This window comes from Streptomyces sp. S186 (genome assembly GCF_051603415.1).
Classification (GTDB): domain Bacteria; phylum Actinomycetota; class Actinomycetes; order Streptomycetales; family Streptomycetaceae; genus Streptomyces.
Window position 1 is genome coordinate 4,985,113 of the sequence record NZ_CP193932.1, and the last position, 18,019, is coordinate 5,003,131.

An 18,019-nucleotide genomic window follows, 5' to 3' on the forward strand; every position below is an offset into this window, starting at 1 on the left:
AAAGCTAGCACTCGGCTTTCCCGCCCGGCAAGTCGAAAAATCCGGGCTGGGGAAACCGCCCGCCGCGCCCTGTTGACTAGCGGTATTCACGAGCGCAAGACTGTGAATAGGTCAATCCATTCAGGAGTCAGGGAGGCACGGCCCATGTCGGGACCGCGACCCGTGCGGGCACCGCGCGGTACGGAGCTGAGCGCACGGGGATGGCAGCAGGAAGCCGCACTGCGCATGCTGCAGAACAACCTCGATCCGGAGGTGGCCGAGCACCCGGACCAGCTCGTCGTCTACGGCGGCACCGGCAAGGCCGCCCGTGACTGGCGCTCCTTCGACGCGATGGTGCGCACCCTGACCACGCTCAAGCAGGACGAGACGATGCTCGTCCAGTCCGGCAGGCCGGTCGGCGTGATGCAGACCCACGAATGGGCCCCGCGCGTCCTGATCGCCAACTCCAACCTCGTCGGCGACTGGGCCAACTGGGAGGAGTTCCGCCGCCTGGAGGCCCTCGGCCTCACCATGTACGGCCAGATGACCGCCGGCTCGTGGATCTACATCGGCACCCAGGGCATCCTCCAGGGCACCTACGAGACCTTCGCGGCGGTCGCGGCCAGGAAGTTCGGCGGATCGCTGGCCGGCACCATCACCCTCACCGCCGGACTCGGCGGCATGGGCGGCGCCCAGCCGCTCGCCGTCACCATGAACGACGGCGTCGCGATCTGCGTCGACTGCGACCCGCGCGCCATCGAGCGCCGCATCGAACACCGCTACCTGGACGTGCGGGCGGACAGCCTCCAGCACGCCCTCCAGCTCGCCGTCGAGGCCCGCGACCAGCGCAAACCGCTCTCCATCGGACTCCTCGGCAACGCCGCGGAACTCCTGCCGCAGATGCTCGCCGACGGCGCCCCGATCGACATCGTCACCGACCAGACCAGCGCCCACGACCCGCTGTCCTACCTGCCCGTCGGCATCGACTTCGCCGACATGGCGGCCTACGCGGCCGAGAAGCCCGCCGACTTCACCCGGCGCGCCCGCGAGTCCATGGCCCGGCACGTCGAGGCCATGGTCGGCTTCATGGACGCCGGCGCCGAGGTCTTCGACTACGGCAACTCCATCCGCGGCGAGGCGCAACTCGCCGGATACCAGCGCGCGTTCGCCTTCCCCGGCTTCGTCCCCGCCTACATCCGGCCGCTCTTCGCCGAGGGCAAGGGCCCGTTCCGCTGGGCGGCGCTCTCCGGCGACCCGGCCGACATCGCGGCCACCGACCGCGCCATCCTCGACCTCTTCCCCGAGAACGAGTCGCTGGCCCGCTGGATCAAACTGGCCGGCGAACGCGTCCACTTCCAGGGCCTGCCCGCCCGGATCTGCTGGCTCGGCTACGGCGAACGCGACAAGGCCGGCGAGCGGTTCAACGAGATGGTCGCCGACGGCACCCTGAAGGCACCCCTGGCCATCGGCCGCGACCACCTCGACTGCGGCTCCGTCGCCTCCCCCTACCGCGAGACCGAGGCCATGAAGGACGGCTCCGACGCGATCGCCGACTGGCCGCTGCTCAACGCCATGGTCAACGTCGCCTCCGGCGCCTCCTGGGTCTCGCTGCACCACGGCGGCGGCGTCGGCATGGGCCGCTCGATCCACGCCGGGCAGGTCACGGTCGCCGACGGCACCCCGCTGGCCGGCGAGAAGATCCGCCGGGTCCTCACCAACGACCCCGGCATGGGCGTCATCCGGCACGTCGACGCCGGCTACGAACGCGCCGAGGAAGTGGCCGCCGAACGCGGCGTCCGCATCCCGATGCGCGAGGGCGAGGGCGAGCGCGCGTGACACCCCCTGTGCCGAGCTCCTTCCACGCGATGTGGGAGGAGCTGCGGCCGCTCGGCCGCGACTCCTCCTCCGGGGGCTACCGCCGCTTCGCCTGGACCGCCGCGGACACCGACTGCCGCGCGTGGTTCCGTGCCCAGGCCGAAGCCCGCGGCCTGTCCTACGAAGTCGACCGCAACGGCAACCAGTGGGCCTGGCTCGGCGCCGCCACCTACCAGGACGTGGCCCCCGGCGAGGCCGTCGTCACCGGCTCGCACCTGGACTCCGTCCCCGACGGCGGCGCCTTCGACGGCCCGCTCGGCGTGGTCTCCTCCTTCGCCGCGCTCGACGAACTGCGCGGGCGCGGAACGGAGTTCACCAAGCCGCTGGCCATCGTCAACTTCGGCGACGAGGAGGGCGCCCGCTTCGGACTCGCCTGCGTCGGCTCCCGGCTCGCCGCCGGCGCGCTGACCCCCGAGGCCGCGCACCGCCTCCGGGACGGCGACGGCGTCACCCTCCCGCAGGCCATGGAGCGCGCCGGCCACGACCCCGACACGATCGGCCCCGACCCTGAACGGCTCGCCGCCATCGGCGCGTTCGTCGAACTCCACGTCGAGCAGGGCCGCGCCCTGGCTCTGTACGACAGCGGCTCCGCCGCGGGGTCCGGCGCCCCGGTCGGCATCGCCTCCGCGATCTGGCCGCACGGCCGCTGGCGGTTCGACTTCCGCGGCGAGGCCAACCACGCCGGCACCACCCGCCTGGAGGACCGCCGCGACCCGATGCTCTCCTACGCCGCGACCGTGCTCGCCGCCCGCGAGCAGGCCCGGCTGGCCGGCGCCCTGGCCACCTTCGGGAAGGTCAGCGTCGAACCGAACGGCGTCAACGCCATCCCCTCGCTCGTCCGCGGCTGGCTGGACGCCCGCGCGGCGGGCCAGGACACCCTGGACACCGTGATCGCCGGGATCGAGCGGGCCGCCGCCGAGCGGGCCGCCCGCGACGGCGTCGACCTGGACGTCGTCCGCGAATCCTTCACGCCCGTCGTGGAGTTCCAGCACGCCCTGCGGGACGAACTGGGCGCCCTCCTCGCCAAGGAGGGCGAACGGCCCGTGCCGGTCCTGGGCACCGGCGCCGGACACGACGCGGGTATTTTGTCCGCGACCGTCCCCACGGCCATGCTGTTCGTCCGCAACCCCACCGGTGTCTCGCACTCGCCCGCCGAAGCGGCCACCGAGGACGACTGCGTCGCCGGGGTCACCGCACTCGCCGACGTACTGGAGGGGCTGGCGTGCCGCTGACGCCGCAGGCAACACCGACACAGACCACCACGACGACGTACTGGCTCGAACACGCCTGGCTCGGCGCGCACGTCGAGCCGGGCGTGGCCGTGGAGGTGGCGGACGGGCGGATCACGGCCGTCCGCCAGGGGGTGCCCGCACCGCCGCCGGGGGCCGAGGCGCTGTACGGGCTGACGATCCCGGGCCTCGCCAACGCCCACTCGCATGCCTTCCACCGCGCGCTGCGCGGCACCGTCCAGGTCGGCAGCGGCACTTTCTGGACCTGGCGCGAGGTGATGTACGGCGTCGCCGAACGGCTCACCCCGGACAGCTACTACGCGCTCGCCCGCGCCGTCTACGCCGAGATGGCGCTCGCCGGCATCACCTGCGTCGGGGAGTTCCACTACCTCCACCACGCGCCCGGCGGCACCCGCTACGACGACCCCAACGCGATGGGCCGGGCGCTGCTCGCGGCCGCCGCCGACGCCGGCATCCGGATCACCCTCCTCGACACCGCCTACCTCTCCGCCGGCTTCGGCGACCCGCCCAACCGGCACCAGCTGCGCTTCTCCGACGGCACCGCGGACGCCTGGGCGGAGCGCGCCGACGCCCTCAAGGGCTCCGAGCACGCCCGGATCGGCGCCGCCGTCCACTCCGTACGCGCCGTCCCCGCCGGGGAGTTGGGCACCGTCGCCGACTGGGCCCGGCGGCGGGAGGCGCCGCTGCACGTCCACCTCTCCGAGCAGACCGCCGAGAACGACGCCTGCCGGGCCGCCCACGGCCGCACCCCCACCCAGCTGCTGGCCGAACACGGCGTGCTGGGCCCGCGCACCACGGCCGTGCACGCCACCCACCTCACCGACCAGGACATCGCGCTGCTCGGCGGCAGCACCACCGGCGTCTGCATGTGCCCCACCACCGAACGGGACCTCGCCGACGGCATCGGCCCGGCCGTGGCGCTCCAGGAGCAGGGCAGCCCGCTCTCCCTCGGCAGCGACAGCCACGCCGTCGTCGACCTGCTCGAAGAGGCCCGCGCCATGGAGCTGAACGAGCGGCTGCGCACCCGCACCCGGGGCCACTGGACGGCCGCCGCCCTGCTGCGCGCCGCCACCGCCGACGGGCACGCCGCCCTCGGCTGGGACGACGCCGGCACCCTCGCACCGGGCGCCCTCGCCGACCTCACCACGATCCGGCTGGACTCCGTACGCACCGCCGGACCGCTGCCCCGGCTGGGCGCCGAGACGGCCGTATTCGCCGCCACCGCGGCGGATGTGCGGCACACCATCGTGGCCGGCCGGCAGATCGTCCGCGAAGGGACGCACACCGGCGTGCCCGACGTGCCCACCGCCCTCGCCGACGCCATCGCCGCAGTGCGCGGCTGACCATCCCCGCCCTCCCCACATCCGGCCCGCGCCGCCCGCGGACGAAGGAGAACACCCCCGCGATGACGACGACCTCCGCGCCGACCACCGCCATCACCCACATCGCCCAGCTCGTCACCAACGACCCCTCCCTCGGTGAAGGCCCCCTCGGTCTGATCCAGGACGCGGCGGTCGTCGTCGACGGCGACCGCATCGCCTGGGTCGGTCCCTCAAGCAAAGCACCCGCCACCGACAACGCCGTCGACGCGGCCGGCCGGGCGGGCCTGCCCGGCTTCGTCGACTCCCACTCCCACCTGGTCTTCGCCGGCGACCGCACCGAGGAGTTCAACGCCCGGATGTCCGGCCGCCCTTACTCCGCGGGCGGCATCCGCACCACCGTCGCCGCCACCCGCGCGGCCGCCGACGACGCCCTGCACGCCAACGTCGCCCGCTACCTCGCCGAGGGCCTCCGCCAGGGCACCACCACCCAGGAGATCAAGTCCGGCTACGGCCTCAGCGTCGAGGACGAGGCCCGCGCGGTGCGGATCGCCGCCGCCCACACCGATGAGGTCACCTTCCTCGGCGCCCACATCGTCCCGCCCGACTACGCCGACGACCCGGCCGGCTACGTCGAGCTGGTCACCGGACCGATGCTCGACGCCTGTGCCCCGCACGCCCGTTGGGTCGACGTCTTCTGCGAGCGCGGCGCCTTCGACGGCGACCAGGCCCGCGCCGTCCTCACCGCCGGCAAGGCCAGGGGCCTGGTGCCGCGGGTGCACGCCAACCAGCTCGGCCACGGCCCCGGCGTCCAGCTCGCCGTCGAACTGGGCGCCGCCTCCGCCGACCACTGCACCCACCTGACCTCCGCCGACATCGACGCGCTGGCCCAGTCCGGCACCGTCGCCACGCTCCTCCCGGGCGCCGAGTTCTCCACCCGCGCCCAGTGGCCCGACGCCCGCCCGCTGCTCGACGCCGGCGCCACCGTCGCGCTCTCCACCGACTGCAACCCCGGCTCGTCCTTCACCAGTTCGATGCCGTTCTGCATCGCGCTGGCCGTCCGCGACATGCGGATGACGCCCGACGAGGCGGTGTGGGCGGCGACCGCAGGCGGCGCCCGGGCGCTGCGCCGGGACGACGTCGGCCGGATCGCCCCCGGCGCCCGCGCCGACCTGCTCCTGCTGGACGCCCCGTCCCACGTCCACCTCGCCTACCGGCCGGGCGTGCCGCTGGTAACGGACGTCTGGCACAAGGGCGTTCGCCTCTGAGGACGGCGCGCGGAGCCGCGGGCACAGGACGGCGCGCGGAGCCGCGGGCACAGGACGGCGCGCGGTGCCGCGGACACACAGAGGGCCCGTCCCGGACGATTCCGGGGCGGGCCCTCGTGTGCACGGGCGTCCGCCGGCCTCGGGGACCGGCCCCGACCGCGGAGGCTATTCCTCGATCATCAGCCCCTTGCGGAGCCGGACGAGGGTGCGGGAGAGCAGCCGGGAGACGTGCATCTGGGAAATGCCCAGTTCCTCGCCGATCTCGGACTGCGTCATATTGGCCACGAATCGCAGCGAGAGGATCTTCCGGTCGCGCGAGGGGAGTTCGGCGATCAGCGGCTTCAGCGATTCGACGTATTCGATGCCTTCGAGGCCGTTGTCCTCATAACCGATCCGGTCGGCCAGCGCGCCCTCGCTGTCGTCCTCCTCGGGCTGGGCGTCCAGCGAGCTCGCGGTGTAGGCGTTGCTCGCGGCCATCCCTTCGACGACCTCGTCCTTGGTGATGCCGAGGCGTTCGGCGAGTTCGCCGACCGTGGGTGCCCGGTCCAGCTTCTGCGCCAGTTCGTCGCCCGCTTTGGCCAGATCCAGACGGAGTTCCTGAAGACGCCGGGGAACCCGCACGGACCAGCTGGTGTCGCGGAAGAAACGCTTGATCTCGCCGACGATGGTCGGCATCGCGAACGTCGGGAACTCCACGCCGCGGCTGAGCTCGAAACGGTCGATGGCCTTGATCAGACCGATCGTGCCGACCTGGACGATGTCCTCCATGGGCTCACTGCGGGAGCGGAACCGGGAGGCCGCGAACTTCACCAGCGCGAGGTTGAGCTCGACCAGGGTGTTGCGGACGTACGCGAATTCGTGGGTGCCTTCTTCCAGCGATTCCAGGCGCTCGAAGAGGGTTTTCGACAGGGCCCGCGCGTCCACCGGACCCACTTCGTCGAACGGTGGGATTTCGGGCAGTCCGTCGATGTCGGGCACGCTCACCGGCTCTGCGGCCGCGGCGTGCGACTGGGAAGGAATGAGTCCGGTCACATCGGACCGAGGTGTCGACGATGCGGGGCTCTGCTCGTCCTCGATGCGCAATTCGTCGAGCCGGGGTGACATGTGTCTCCTCCATCGTTCTCGGCATATGGCTGCCGAAGCCTCTGCGTGAAGCTGCGGTGTGCGGCGCCTCCAAAGCCGGCCGTTTCGAATGTGTCCTTCTACGCCTACCTGGCTTCGATGGAAGAAGGCAAGTGCGTCTTGTCCGCAATCCTGCGCTATGCCCGGTCTACGGCTACCGACGGGCGTCAGGAAGGCGTAGGGTTCGACGCGCGCAGTCATGGGCAATGGTCGTCACCAAAACAGTCGTCTAGGCAGCAAGAGGGGTGCGCTCGCATGGACCGCGGGACGGTCGGCAGTGCAAGCCGGGGTCGGCTTCACGTCGAGATCCGCCATCACGGCGCCAGCGCGGTCGTGACCGTCGCGGGTGAGTTGGATCACCACACCGCGGATCTGCTGCGGGAATCGCTGGAAGGCTGTGTCGACGACGGATATGCACGCCTCGTGGTGGACTGCTCACCGCTCGAATTCATGGACTCCACCGGACTCAACGTCCTGCTCGGTGCCCGGCTGAAAGCGGAGGCCGCCGGCGGCGGCGTCCATCTGGCCCGGATGCAACCCGTGGTGGCCCGGGTATTCGAGATCACCGGCGCGGAAGCGGTTTTCACCGTGCACGACTCGCTCGACGCGGCCCTGGCCGATTGACCGGCCGCGATGTCCGGAAGGATACGTTCCGGGCGCGTAGTCGGAGTCACAACTTCCGTACCCAAGAAGTGGGTGTTCTCACGGTCCGGTCGGGCAGGAGACACCTGAATCCGTTGAATCAGTCAGTTATCTGTTGTCCGTGAACAGGCGAATCGGTGAGGTGAAGCGCTGATGAGCACCACCCGGCCGTACCCGCCGGGCGATCTCGGCCCGGAGCCGGGCGGCGCCGGCGCTCCCGCCGCCGGAGCCTCCGCCGCCGTCCCGTCGGGTCAGATCCGCCGGCTGCGCCTGGCGGGCGCCCGGGGCGCCGTGGCACGGGCCCGCGACTTCGCCCGGGAGGCGTTGCACGACTGGGGCTGGCTGCCGGCCGCGACCGCCGACCAGCGGGCCGCGGCCGAGGACGTCCTGCTCGTCGTCTCGGAGCTGGTCACCAACGCCTGCCTGCACGCCGAGGGCCCCGAGGAGCTGCGGCTGCGCTGCGCGGCCAAGGTGATCCGCCTGGAGGTCAGCGACCTGGGCGCGGGCTCCCCGGCGCCGCGCAGCCCGCACCGCCCCGGACGGCCCGGCGGCCACGGCATGTTCATCGTGCAACGGCTGTGCCTGGACTGGGGCGTGGTGCGCAACGCCGACGGCGCGGGCAAGACCGTCTGGGCGGAACTGGCCGCGCCCTCCTGAAAGGACGGCGAACGGGAAGAGAGTGAGCGCGGGCCCGCGGGCCCGCGCTTCCGCGTTCCCGGAGCCGTTCGGGGCAGGGGCGAACCCCCTTCCGGACGGATCCGGCCGCCGCCCGGCATCGGGGCTGTGCGGTGCCTTCCCTCGGCAACCTCCCGGGCGTACCTTGAGCGCCCAATCTGATGTGCCGTCAGTAACATCCGGCGGCGCGCCGAACCGGGAGAAGGGGAACTCGAGGTGGCCCGCTTCCACGCACAGCACGGCAGGCGGCCGCGGCGGGCGGCCGGGCTGGCCGTGGCCGCGGTGACGGCGGCCGGTTCCGCGGTGCTGTTCACCGCGCCCGCCGCGCACGCCGCGATCGTCGACGTCAACTACCAGTGCAAAACGCCGATCGGCAACAAGGGGGCGGTCTCGCCCATAGACATCAAGGGAACGCCCGCCGGCGGGGCGTACCAACTCGTGATGTCCTTCCAGAAGGGCGTCTCCTCCAGCCCCGTCGAACTGGGCAAAGGCGCCATGAAGCCCAGCGCCCTGATCCAGCTCGGCGGCGCGGAGCACGGCACCGTGCAGGTCACCGGACCGCCCAACGCCCAGGCGATACCCGCCAACACGCCGATCAAGATAAGCGACCTGAGCGGTACCTACACCCCGAAGGCGAGCGGGAAGGTCACCTTCACCGCCGCCACGCTCACCATCAAGGCGCTGGGCACCACCACCACCTGCACCCCGAGCAACCACCCCAAGCCCTCGCTGACCCTGGACGTGAAAGGCGGCGGCGGTTCCGGCAGTTCGGGCGGCAGCGGGGGCGCCGCGGCGGCCGGCGGCTCGACCGGCGGCGGCCGGCTGCCGCAGACCGGACCGGCGGACTCCGCCCTCGCCCTGGGCACTCTCGGCGGCACCGTGCTGCTCACCGGCGCCGCCGGCGTCCTCTGGCTGACCCGCCGCCACCAACGCGCCTGACCCGCACCGGGAGCCGCCGATGCCGTTCCGTCCCCGCACCGCGGCCACCGGCGCGGTCCTCGCGGCCGCCGTCGTCCTGCCGGCCCCCGCGGCGGCCGCGGCCGCACCGCCCGCCGCCGCCCGGGCCGGGCCGTCCGGCCCCGCCGCGCCGGGCTGGTCCGCCGCGCCCACCGGGACCGCCCGGACGTCCTTCTATCTGGAGGGCCCGCCGGGCGCCGCCCTCACCGACCGGCTGGCCGTCCGCAACCCGTCCGGCCGGCCGGTCACCGTACGCCTGGCCGGCGACGGCGGGGACGGTGGGGACGGCGCCGGGGCGTGGCTCGCCTTCGGCACTCCGGAGCTGACGGTTCCGCCGCGGACGCGGGCCAGTGTCCCGTTCACGGTGGCCGTGCCACGCACCGCCGCCCCAGGCAGCCACCCCGGCACGCTCACCGTCACCGGGACCGCGCCCGGCGCACGGACCCGTATCCCGGTCCGGCTGCGGGTGACCGGGCCCACGCTGTCCGCGCTCACCGTCGAGCAGGTGTCGGTGACCCGGCGGGGGAGCGCCGTGCTGATCCACTACACCCTGGTCAACCGCGGCAACACCGCCCTCCGGCCGCGGCTGGCGGTCCGCGCCGACGGCCTCTTCGGGCCCCTGCTGCGCCGCACCGCCCGCACCCTGCCCGGCGTCCTGCCGCCCGGCGCCCGCGCCGACCGGACCGAGACCTGGCCCGATCCGCCGGCCCTGGACGCGGCCGACATCCGCCTCACCGCCACCGCGGCGGACGGCGCACACGGCACCGCGACCGCCTCGTACGTCCCCGTCCCCTGGGGCGCCGGGGCCGCACTGCTCGTCCTCCTGGCCGCCGGCGGGGTCGGCTGGGCGGTCGTACGACGTCGCAGGCGCACCGGCCGTACGGGCTCTGCGGGTGGTACGGGCCGTACGGGCGACGGCAGGGGAATGCCGGACGAGGCGGCCGGCGGCGCGCGACGGGCGGACGGGACGCCCGGGGCCGCCGTACCGGGCCCGAGGAACGGACCCCCGACACCGGATGTCACGACGACGGGAAGCGCGACGGTCACGAGGACGGGATCAGGGGTGCGCAGGTGAACGGCGAGGGGCACGACGCGGGCGGGAGTGGAGAGAAGCACGAGGTGGGTGGGGTCAGTGGGACGGGCGGGGCAGGTGCCCGGCGCCGCCGCCGTGCCCCCGCCCGGCTCGCCGCCCTCGTCCCCCTCGTCCTCGCGCTGCTCCCGGTCCTCCCGCCCGGTCCGGCCGTGGCGGCCGCGTACGCCGCCACGGCAGCCGACCCGCCGACCGCGGCGGTCTCGCAGCGCCAGGCGGGCGCCGGCGGCAACGTCACCGTCACCGGGCGCGGCTGGCGCCCGCACACCCTGCTGACGCTGCTGATCTGCGGACAGAACATGATCGGCGGCACCAACTCCTGTGCCAACGGCGACGGCCGGACCGCCACCACCGACGACCGGGGCGCGTTCGCCACGCGGCTGCCGGTCGCCGAACCGCCCAAGCCCTGCCCCTGCGTGGTGCACGTGGCGGCCGTGACCGGCCCGGCGGCCGCCGCGGACGCCGCGTTCAAGGTGGCCGGGCACCCGGTCGCGCCGCTGCCCCAGGACGTCAGCGCCGGCCGCCTGGCCGTCCTGGCGCAGCCCCGGCTGACCGGCAGCAGCGGACTCCTCACCTGGTTCGGCGCCCCGCCGCAGCGCGAACTGACCGTCACCGTCGGCAACTTGGGCTCGGTGCCGGCCAAGGACCCGGTCTTCCAGGTCGGCACCTCGCACGGCGTCTTCGCGCCCCGGTGGGACGACCAGCGGTGGCGGGGGACGGTCCCCGCCGGGCGGAAGGCCGAGGTCCGGCTCCCGGTGGAGCTGGCCGCCGGGGCGCACGGGGACTATCTGGTCTCCCTCAAGTACGGCGGCAGGCTGCTGGTCGAGCAGCCGTGGGAGGTCGGCCGGCCGTGGGGCGTGACGCTCTTCTGGCTGCTGCTGTGCCTCGTCGTCCCGGCGGCGGTGTTCCGGATCGGGATGGCGGTCGTCGACCGTGTCCGCCCGCCCCGTCCGCAGCGGCACCGGCGGCGGGACGCGTACGAGCACGACGATGCGTACGAGCGCGGTGACGCCTACGAGTACGACGACGCGTACGACAGGAATCCCGGCACTGGTACGGGCGCCGCACCGGACGGTGCCCCCGTACTGCCGTGGTTCACCCCGGACACCGCACCGTCCACCACCGCAACCGAACGACCCCCGTCGAAAGGTTCGTGATGACGTGATGACGCTGATGAGGTTGACCAGGCCCGCCGGGCCGACCGGGCAGCACAGACGAGCGGCGGCCGCCGCGGCGGCCGCGCTGGTGCTCGCCGGGGTGGGTGTGGTGACCGCCGCCGGGCCCGCCCGGGCGGCCGAGGTGGCGTACCTGACGGAATGTCAGCCGCCGCCGATATCGGGGCTGCCGCCCGTCGAGGGCACCACCAGGGTCGAGGTGAGCGCGCCCGCGACCGCCAAGGTCGGCGACGCGGTCGAGGTGGTCTGGACGACGGTCCAGGCGGCCTCGCAGAACCCCGGCATCCTCGATCTGGACAAGGACACCGTCCAGCCGACCGGCACGCTCAAGGTCGCCGGGGCGCAGACCGGGGACCTGGCGGTACAGGGCCCGCGGCAGAACCCGCCGATCCCGAAGAACAGCCCGATGAAACTGTCCGCCATGAAGGGCACGCTGAAACTCACCGCGCCCGGGGAGGTCACGCTGACGCCCGGTGCGTACAACATCAACGTCAGCAAGCCGATCTCCACGGACACCAAGTGCGCGCCCAAGGAGACGGTGCATCCGGCGGTCACCATCAAGGTCACGGACGGCGGCGGCTCCTCCGGCGGCACGAACGGGGGGACGACCAGCGGCGGCACGACCGGTGGGGGAACGGGCAGCGGCGGGACGAGCGCCGGTAGCACCACCTCCGGCGGCAGCAGCGGAGGTTCCGGTTCCACCGGCGGCACCGGCGGCAGCTCCGGCACCTCCGGTTCCACCGGCGGCTCCGGCGGCGACCCCGACGGCACCGCCTACAAGGGCAAGGAGGTGCAGGTCCCGTACGCCTGCAAGACGCCCATCGGCGACAAGAAGGCGACCTCGCCGGTCCAGATCAACGGCGTCAAGAAGGGCGGCGCCTACGACCTGACGGTGCACTTCGCCAAGTCCGTCATGGACAGCCCGGCGGACATCCCCGCGAACTCGGTCAAGCCGTCGATGGACGTGAAGGTGGGCGGCGCCGACAAGGGCACCGTCAAGGTCGAGGGCCCCACCAACGCCCGGCCCATCAAGGCCGGCCAGCCCATCGCGATCCCCGACCTCAAGGGCGGCTACAAGCCCGGCGCCACCGGACGGGCCACGCTCACCCCGGGCGTGCTGACCGTCAACGCCCTCGGGACGACCACCACCTGCACCCCGGAGAAGGACCCCGGCGCCTCGCTCACCCTGGACACCGCGGCGCAGCCCGGCGGCACCTCGGGCGGCACGTCCACCGGGGGCGGCACGTCCTCCGGCGGCGGCTCGGCCGGACCGGCCAGTGTCTCCGGCGGCAGCGGCAGTACGGGCGGCCTGGCCCGGACCGGCGCGGCCGACCACGGCGCGCTGACCGCCCTCGGCCTGCTCGCCGGCACCGTCGTCCTGCTCGGCGCCGCGGCCCTCACCTTCACCCCGCGGCGACTGCGCCGCTGAGGGAACTGGCATACGAAAGGGCCCGGCACGCACCAGCGCGCCGGGCCCCTTCTCCGTTATCTCCGCTACCGGGAGCGGACGCTACCGGGAACGAATCAGTGCACGTCCCCCATGAGCGGGGTGATCTTCTTGCGGTACATGAAGACCGCGAAACCGGCCAGGACGGCCAGCGCGGCCTCGGTGACGAGCACCCCCACACCGCTGAGGTCCGCACCCCCGATGGACACCAGGGAGATGACGCTGTCGCCCGCGGTGACGGCGAGGAACCAGACACCCATCATCTGGCTGGCGTACTTCTGCGGCGCCAGCTTCGTCGTCACCGACAGGCCGACCGGGGACAGGCACAGCTCGCCCATCGTCTGCAGGCCGTAGACGGTGATCAGCCACATCGGGCTGACCTTGGTGCCGTCCGAGGACATGGCGATCGGCACCAGGAAGAAGAAGTACGAGGCGCCGATCAGCACCATCGCCATGGCGAACTTCACCGGCGTGCTGGGCTCACGGTTGCGGCGGGCCAGCGCCAGCCACGCCGAGGCGAAGACCGGGGCCAGGACCAACACCCACATCGGGTTGACCGACTGCAGGAACGAGGAGGGGTAGGCCCAGCCGAAGACCGACTCCGCGGTGTTCTTCTCGGCGAAGATGTTCAGCGTCGAACCGGCCTGGTCGAAGATCATCCAGAAGACCGCGGCGGCGACGAAGAACCACACGTAGCTGCTGACCTTGGCCTGCTCGCCCGCCGTCAGCTCCTTGTCCCGCTTGATGCGCAGCAGCACGAAGCACGGGACGCAGATGCCGATGACGGCCAGCGGGATCAGCGCCCAGTTGAGCGTGAAGTGGCCGGTGCCGGCGACGATCCCGTAGAAGACCGCGGCGACCGCGGCCCAGATCAGGCCCTTGCGCAGCCAGCTGGTGCGCTCCTGGGCGGCCAGCGGGCTCGGGACCTGGCTGCTCCTCGGGCTGAGGTTCCGGGTGCCGATGAGGAACTGGACCAGACCCAGCGCCATGCCCAGCGCCGCGGTCGCGAAGCCCAGGTGCCAGTTGATGCCCTGGCCGATGCCGCCGATGACGATCGGGGCGGCCATGGACCCGATGTTGATGCTCATGTAGAAGACGGTGAAACCGCCGTCCCGGCGCGGGTCCTGCGGGCCGTCGTAGAGGTGGCCCACCATCGTGGAGATGTTGGACTTCAGCAGGCCGGAGCCGCATGCCACCATCGCCAGACCGGCGAAGAACGTCGGGCCGGGGACGGCCAGGACGATGTGGCCCGCGATGACCACGCACGAGCCGACGATCACCGTCTTGCGGGGACCCCAGACCCGGTCGCCGAACCAGCCGCCGGGCATGGCGAGCAGGTACACCAGGGCCATGTAGACCGCGTAGATCGCCGAGGCGGAGACCGCCGTCATGGCGAGACCGCCGCCCTGCGAGCCGACCTTGGCGTCCGCACCACCGGAGATCAGGTACAGGACGAGCAGGGCACGCATGCCGTAGAAGCTGAAGCGCTCCCACATCTCGGTCATGAAGAGAGTGGCCAGGCCGCGGGGGTGGCCGAAGAAGGTCTTGCCGCCGTTCGCAGGGGTTCCCTGCTGGGCGGCGTCCTTCGTCAGGCTGGACGCCATGGTGGTTCCTATGCTTCTCGGGACGCCTCCGAGGACTCGGTGGGCGCCCGGGTGGGGGATGACCGGCACCGTCGCCGTCCTGCCCGCCCTCACGTCCGGAGGGTCGGCGCTCCCCAAGGAGGGCCGGGGCAGGGCGAACACCGGATCCACGCCCCCCGTGCCGCGGCGAGGCGGCCGGCGGACCCGGTCGACAGGTCGTGCACCGTGCACGGAACCGGGATGCCGGGCCCGCACACAACAAGGACCGACGGCGTCAGTGCGGCGCCTCGGATCCCGGGTAGTGCGTTGGACGTTCCGGACACCATACGTCCGCTCGGCAGTCCGTTGGGAGTGGTGAGAGAACGCTCACACTCCGCCCGGGAACCCTTTACAGCCCTCTGTGCGACCACGCCCGCGCCCGCGCGCCCGCGTCCCGGGCGCATGAGCGGGGCGCGGACCGGGCCCCGCTGTCGCCCATCCGTGCTGGTCCGCCCCTCGTCCTCGGTACATCGGACTACCATCGGCCCATGACCCGTGTACTGCTCGCCGAGGATGACGCGTCCATCTCGGAGCCGCTCGCCCGCGCCCTGCGCCGCGAGGGTTACGACGTCGAGGTGCGTGAGGACGGCCCGACGGCGCTCGACGCCGGTCTCCAGGGCAATATCGACCTGGTGGTCCTGGATCTCGGGCTGCCCGGTATGGACGGTCTTGAGGTCTGCCGCCGCCTGCGCAACGAAGGCCATTCCTTCCCCATCCTGGTGCTGACCGCCCGCGCCGACGAGGTGGACACCGTCGTCGGCCTCGACGCCGGCGCCGACGACTACGTCACCAAGCCCTTCCGGCTCGCCGAACTCCTCGCCCGGGTCCGGGCCCTGCTCCGCCGCGGCTCCACCGCCGAGCCCCAGCAGCCGCCCGCCACCCACGGCGTGCGGATCGACGTCGAGTCGCACCGCGCCTGGATGGGCGACGAGGAACTCCAGCTCACGGCGAAGGAGTTCGACCTGCTGCGGGTGCTGGTGCGGGACGCCGGCCGGGTCGTCACCCGCGACCAGCTGATGCGCGAGGTCTGGGACACCACCTGGTGGTCGTCCACCAAGACGCTGGACATGCACATCTCCTGGCTCCGCAAGAAGCTCGGGGACGACGCCGCCAACCCCCGGTACATCGCCACCGTCCGCGGGGTCGGCTTCCGCTTCGAAAAGAGCTAGGGGCCCGTGCGCCGCCGACTGATCAACTCCACGCTCGCCGTGGTGCTCGTCGTCATCGCCGTCTTCGGCGTCTCCCTGGTGATCGTCGAGACCCGCACGATCCAGTCCGGCGCGCAGGAGTCCGTGGCGTCCGAGGCGGTCCGGCTGGTCGGGATAGTCGAGAGCCGGCTCGGCAGCAACGAGAAGATCACCCCGGAGATCCTCTCGGAGCAGATCACCGCCCACCGCTACGCCGAGATCAAGGTGCCCGGCAAGCCGAAGATCGAGATCGGCCGGCGTCCGTCCGGCGACGTGATCCGGTCCGAGGTGCGCGGCGACCGCGGCGAGTCCGTCACCGTCCAGGAGTCCCGGGCCACGGTCAGCGCGGAGATCGGCCGGACGCTGCTGGTGATCCTCGCCGTCGCCCTGCTGGCGATCCTGGCCGCCGTGGTGCTCGCCATCCGGCAGGCCCGCCGCCTCACCGCCCCCCTCACCGACCTCGCCGAGACCGCCGAGCGGCTGGGCTCCGGCGACCCCCGGCCCCGCCACCGCCGCTACGGCGTCCAGGAACTCGACCGGGTCGCCGACGTTCTCGACGCCAGCGCCGAGCGGATCGCGCGGATGCTCACCGCCGAGCGGCGGCTGGCCGCCGACGCCTCCCACCAGCTGCGCACCCCGCTGACCGCGCTGTCCATGCGGCTGGAGGAGATCACCCTCACCGACGACCCGGACACCGTGAAGGAGGAGGCCACCATCGCGCTGGCCCAGGTGGAGCGGCTGACGGACGTCGTCCAGCGGCTGCTGACCAACTCCCGGGACCCGCGGACCGGCTCGGCCGTCGCCTTCGACCTCGACGAGGTCGTCAAGCAGCAGATCGAGGAGTGGCGCCCGGCCTACCGCAGCGCCGGACGGGCCATCGTCCGCTCCGGCAAGAAGGGCCTGCGGGCCGTCGGCACCCCGGGCGCGGTCGCCCAGGTGCTGGCCACCCTGATCGAGAACTCCCTGATGCACGGCGACGGTACGGTCGCCCTGCGCACCCGCGTCACCGGCAATCAGGCCGTCGTCGAGGTCACCGACGCCGGCCCCGGGGTCCCGCCGGACCTCGGCTCCCGGGTCTTCGAACGGACCGTCTCCGGCCGCAACTCCACCGGCCTCGGGCTCGCCGTCGCCCGCGACCTGGCCGAGGCGGACGGCGGACGGCTGGAGCTCCTCCAGCAGCACCCGCCGGTCTTCGCGCTGTTCCTGGCCCGGGAGGGCGAGCTCACCGAGGAGTGAGCCGGGCGCTACTTCCGGGCGGCGCCGCTCGGCAGCCGGGAGTCGTCCGCCAGGAACGACTCCGCGGTCTGCACCGCCTCCCGGGCGGGCAGCGCCCGGAAGACCCAGGTGCGGTACGACCAGAAGCGGAAGAGCGTGGCGATGCCGATGCCCAGGAACTTGAAGACGTTGCTCTGCAGCGGGGCGTCCCAGCCGAAGCCGTAGGTCGCGGCGTAGAGGATGCCGTTCTCGATGACCAGGCCGACCACGCTGAACAGCAGGAACAGCGTCAGCTCGCGGGTCCGGCCGCGCTTGTCGCGGTCCCGGTAGGCGAAGTAGCGGTAGCCGACGTAGTTGGTGAAGGTGGCCACCACCGTCGCCACGATGCTCGCCCGGACGACGGGCAGTTCGGTCAGGTGCCGGACGAGGTTGAAGACCGCGAAGTTCACCACGACGCCCGCGCCGCCGACGGCGCCGAACTTCACGACTTCCCGGACCAGGCCCTCCAGCCGTGAGCGCAGCGCGCTCCGTTCACTCATGGTGATCGTTCAGCTCCCCGTCGTGGGCGGTAGGCGGGCCGGCGACCCGGTCGGGCACCCTCATGCTAACCACGCCCGCCGGAGCGCGAGACCCGGACGGTCTCTCCCGTACACCCCCGTACGGAATCGGCCATCACGTTCCGCGATCGGCCATCACCCCACCGTCACGCGGAAGTTGAGGACATCGGCGCCCGGCTCGTCCGCCACCCCCGCCGTACACCGCAGGCAGCGCAGCAGTCGCAGGTCGGTGCGGCCCGGGCGGCCCGCCTCGAAGTCCAGCGCCAGGGAGTGCTGGCCGGCGGACGGCGGGCCGGCGCCGTCGTCCGGTGCGGTCCGCCGCTGCCCGGCGGCCCGCAGAACGGCCGGATCCGGCCGCGGGGCGGCGACGATCCAGTGGTAGCCGTCGCCGGGATCGTCGGGCACCTCGATGGTGAAGCGGTCGCCGGCGGAGACCGAGATCTCGGTGTCGCCGGGGCCGAACACCTCGGGTCCTGACAGCCGGCTGATCACCGAGTACAGGGCGATCAGCAGGGCGGTGACCGCGACGGCGGTCACCAGCGCCCGGGAGTTCCTCGTTATGCCGCCGCTCTCCATGCGGCCTCCCCCTGTCGACCGATCGCCCTCGAACGCGCCTCTCGGACGATCCTCCAACTCCGG

The 18,019-nt window shown here is 72.9% G+C and carries 16 protein-coding genes; 12 read left to right on the forward strand and 4 right to left on the reverse strand.

The features are described 5' to 3' along the window. Window positions 1-144: 144 nt before the first annotated feature. The 4 genes from hutU (at window position 145) to hutI (ending at window position 5,691) form a co-directional block, all read left to right on the forward strand. Window positions 145-1,815, forward strand: a complete 1,671-nt coding sequence (gene hutU, locus ACRAS8_RS21580) for a urocanate hydratase (RefSeq protein ID WP_438487636.1) — start codon at window positions 145-147, stop codon at window positions 1,813-1,815. Between the two features lie 29 nt (window positions 1,816-1,844). Then, complete coding sequence (locus ACRAS8_RS21585; RefSeq protein ID WP_438490561.1) at window positions 1,845-3,086, forward strand: allantoate amidohydrolase; 1,242 nt, start codon at window positions 1,845-1,847, stop codon at window positions 3,084-3,086. After that, entirely contained in the window at window positions 3,077-4,447 is a 1,371-nt protein-coding gene (locus ACRAS8_RS21590; protein WP_438487637.1) for a formimidoylglutamate deiminase, read from the forward strand. Before ACRAS8_RS21585 ends, ACRAS8_RS21590 begins: the two co-directional genes overlap by 10 nt. A 62-nt stretch (window positions 4,448-4,509) precedes the next feature. After that, on the forward strand, window positions 4,510-5,691 hold the full coding sequence (hutI, locus tag ACRAS8_RS21595; protein ID WP_438487638.1) for an imidazolonepropionase: 1,182 nt from the start codon (window positions 4,510-4,512) through the stop codon (window positions 5,689-5,691). 165 nt (window positions 5,692-5,856) lie between these two features. On the opposite strand, the gene ACRAS8_RS21600 is transcribed toward hutI, so the two are convergent. Further along, window positions 5,857-6,795, reverse strand: a complete 939-nt coding sequence (locus ACRAS8_RS21600) for an RNA polymerase sigma factor SigF (RefSeq protein WP_438487639.1) — start codon at window positions 6,793-6,795, stop codon at window positions 5,857-5,859. A gap of 273 nt (window positions 6,796-7,068) precedes the next feature. On the opposite strand from ACRAS8_RS21600, the gene ACRAS8_RS21605 reads away from it, so the two are divergent. The 6 genes from ACRAS8_RS21605 (at window position 7,069) to ACRAS8_RS21630 (ending at window position 12,781) form a co-directional block, all read left to right on the forward strand. Beyond that, entirely contained in the window at window positions 7,069-7,437 is a 369-nt protein-coding gene (locus ACRAS8_RS21605) for an STAS domain-containing protein (protein WP_438487640.1), read from the forward strand. Window positions 7,438-7,608: 171 nt separating this feature from the next. Further along, window positions 7,609-8,112: an ATP-binding protein gene (locus tag ACRAS8_RS21610; protein ID WP_438487641.1), complete on the forward strand. Its 504-nt coding sequence runs from the start codon at window positions 7,609-7,611 to the stop codon at window positions 8,110-8,112. 234 nt (window positions 8,113-8,346) lie between these two features. After that, window positions 8,347-9,069, forward strand: a complete 723-nt coding sequence (locus tag ACRAS8_RS21615) for an LPXTG cell wall anchor domain-containing protein (RefSeq protein WP_438487642.1) — start codon at window positions 8,347-8,349, stop codon at window positions 9,067-9,069. 19 nt (window positions 9,070-9,088) lie between these two features. After that, on the forward strand, window positions 9,089-10,162 hold the full coding sequence (locus tag ACRAS8_RS21620; protein ID WP_438487643.1) for a COG1470 family protein: 1,074 nt from the start codon (window positions 9,089-9,091) through the stop codon (window positions 10,160-10,162). A 44-nt stretch (window positions 10,163-10,206) separates the two neighbouring features. Continuing rightward, window positions 10,207-11,334 (forward strand): hypothetical protein, encoded by a 1,128-nt coding sequence (locus ACRAS8_RS21625; RefSeq protein WP_438487644.1) that lies wholly within the window; start codon window positions 10,207-10,209, stop codon window positions 11,332-11,334. 7 nt (window positions 11,335-11,341) lie between these two features. After that, complete coding sequence (locus ACRAS8_RS21630) at window positions 11,342-12,781, forward strand: hypothetical protein (RefSeq protein ID WP_438487645.1); 1,440 nt, start codon at window positions 11,342-11,344, stop codon at window positions 12,779-12,781. 95 nt (window positions 12,782-12,876) lie between these two features. Here the strand turns inward: ACRAS8_RS21630 and ACRAS8_RS21635 are convergent, their stop codons facing one another. Next, on the reverse strand, window positions 12,877-14,403 hold the full coding sequence (locus tag ACRAS8_RS21635; protein WP_438487646.1) for a peptide MFS transporter: 1,527 nt from the start codon (window positions 14,401-14,403) through the stop codon (window positions 12,877-12,879). Window positions 14,404-14,909: 506 nt separating this feature from the next. On the opposite strand from ACRAS8_RS21635, the gene ACRAS8_RS21640 reads away from it, so the two are divergent. Beyond that, window positions 14,910-15,590 (forward strand): response regulator transcription factor, encoded by a 681-nt coding sequence (locus ACRAS8_RS21640; RefSeq protein ID WP_016575659.1) that lies wholly within the window; start codon window positions 14,910-14,912, stop codon window positions 15,588-15,590. Between the two features lie 6 nt (window positions 15,591-15,596). Beyond that, window positions 15,597-16,844, forward strand: a complete 1,248-nt coding sequence (locus ACRAS8_RS21645) for an ATP-binding protein (RefSeq protein ID WP_438487647.1) — start codon at window positions 15,597-15,599, stop codon at window positions 16,842-16,844. Window positions 16,845-16,852: 8 nt separating this feature from the next. Here ACRAS8_RS21645 and ACRAS8_RS21650 read toward each other — a convergent pair whose 3' ends face one another. Then, complete coding sequence (locus ACRAS8_RS21650; RefSeq protein ID WP_438487648.1) at window positions 16,853-17,362, reverse strand: GtrA family protein; 510 nt, start codon at window positions 17,360-17,362, stop codon at window positions 16,853-16,855. Between the two features lie 153 nt (window positions 17,363-17,515). Continuing rightward, complete coding sequence (locus ACRAS8_RS21655) at window positions 17,516-17,956, reverse strand: protease inhibitor I42 family protein (RefSeq protein ID WP_438487649.1); 441 nt, start codon at window positions 17,954-17,956, stop codon at window positions 17,516-17,518. Window positions 17,957-18,019: the final 63 nt, after the last annotated feature.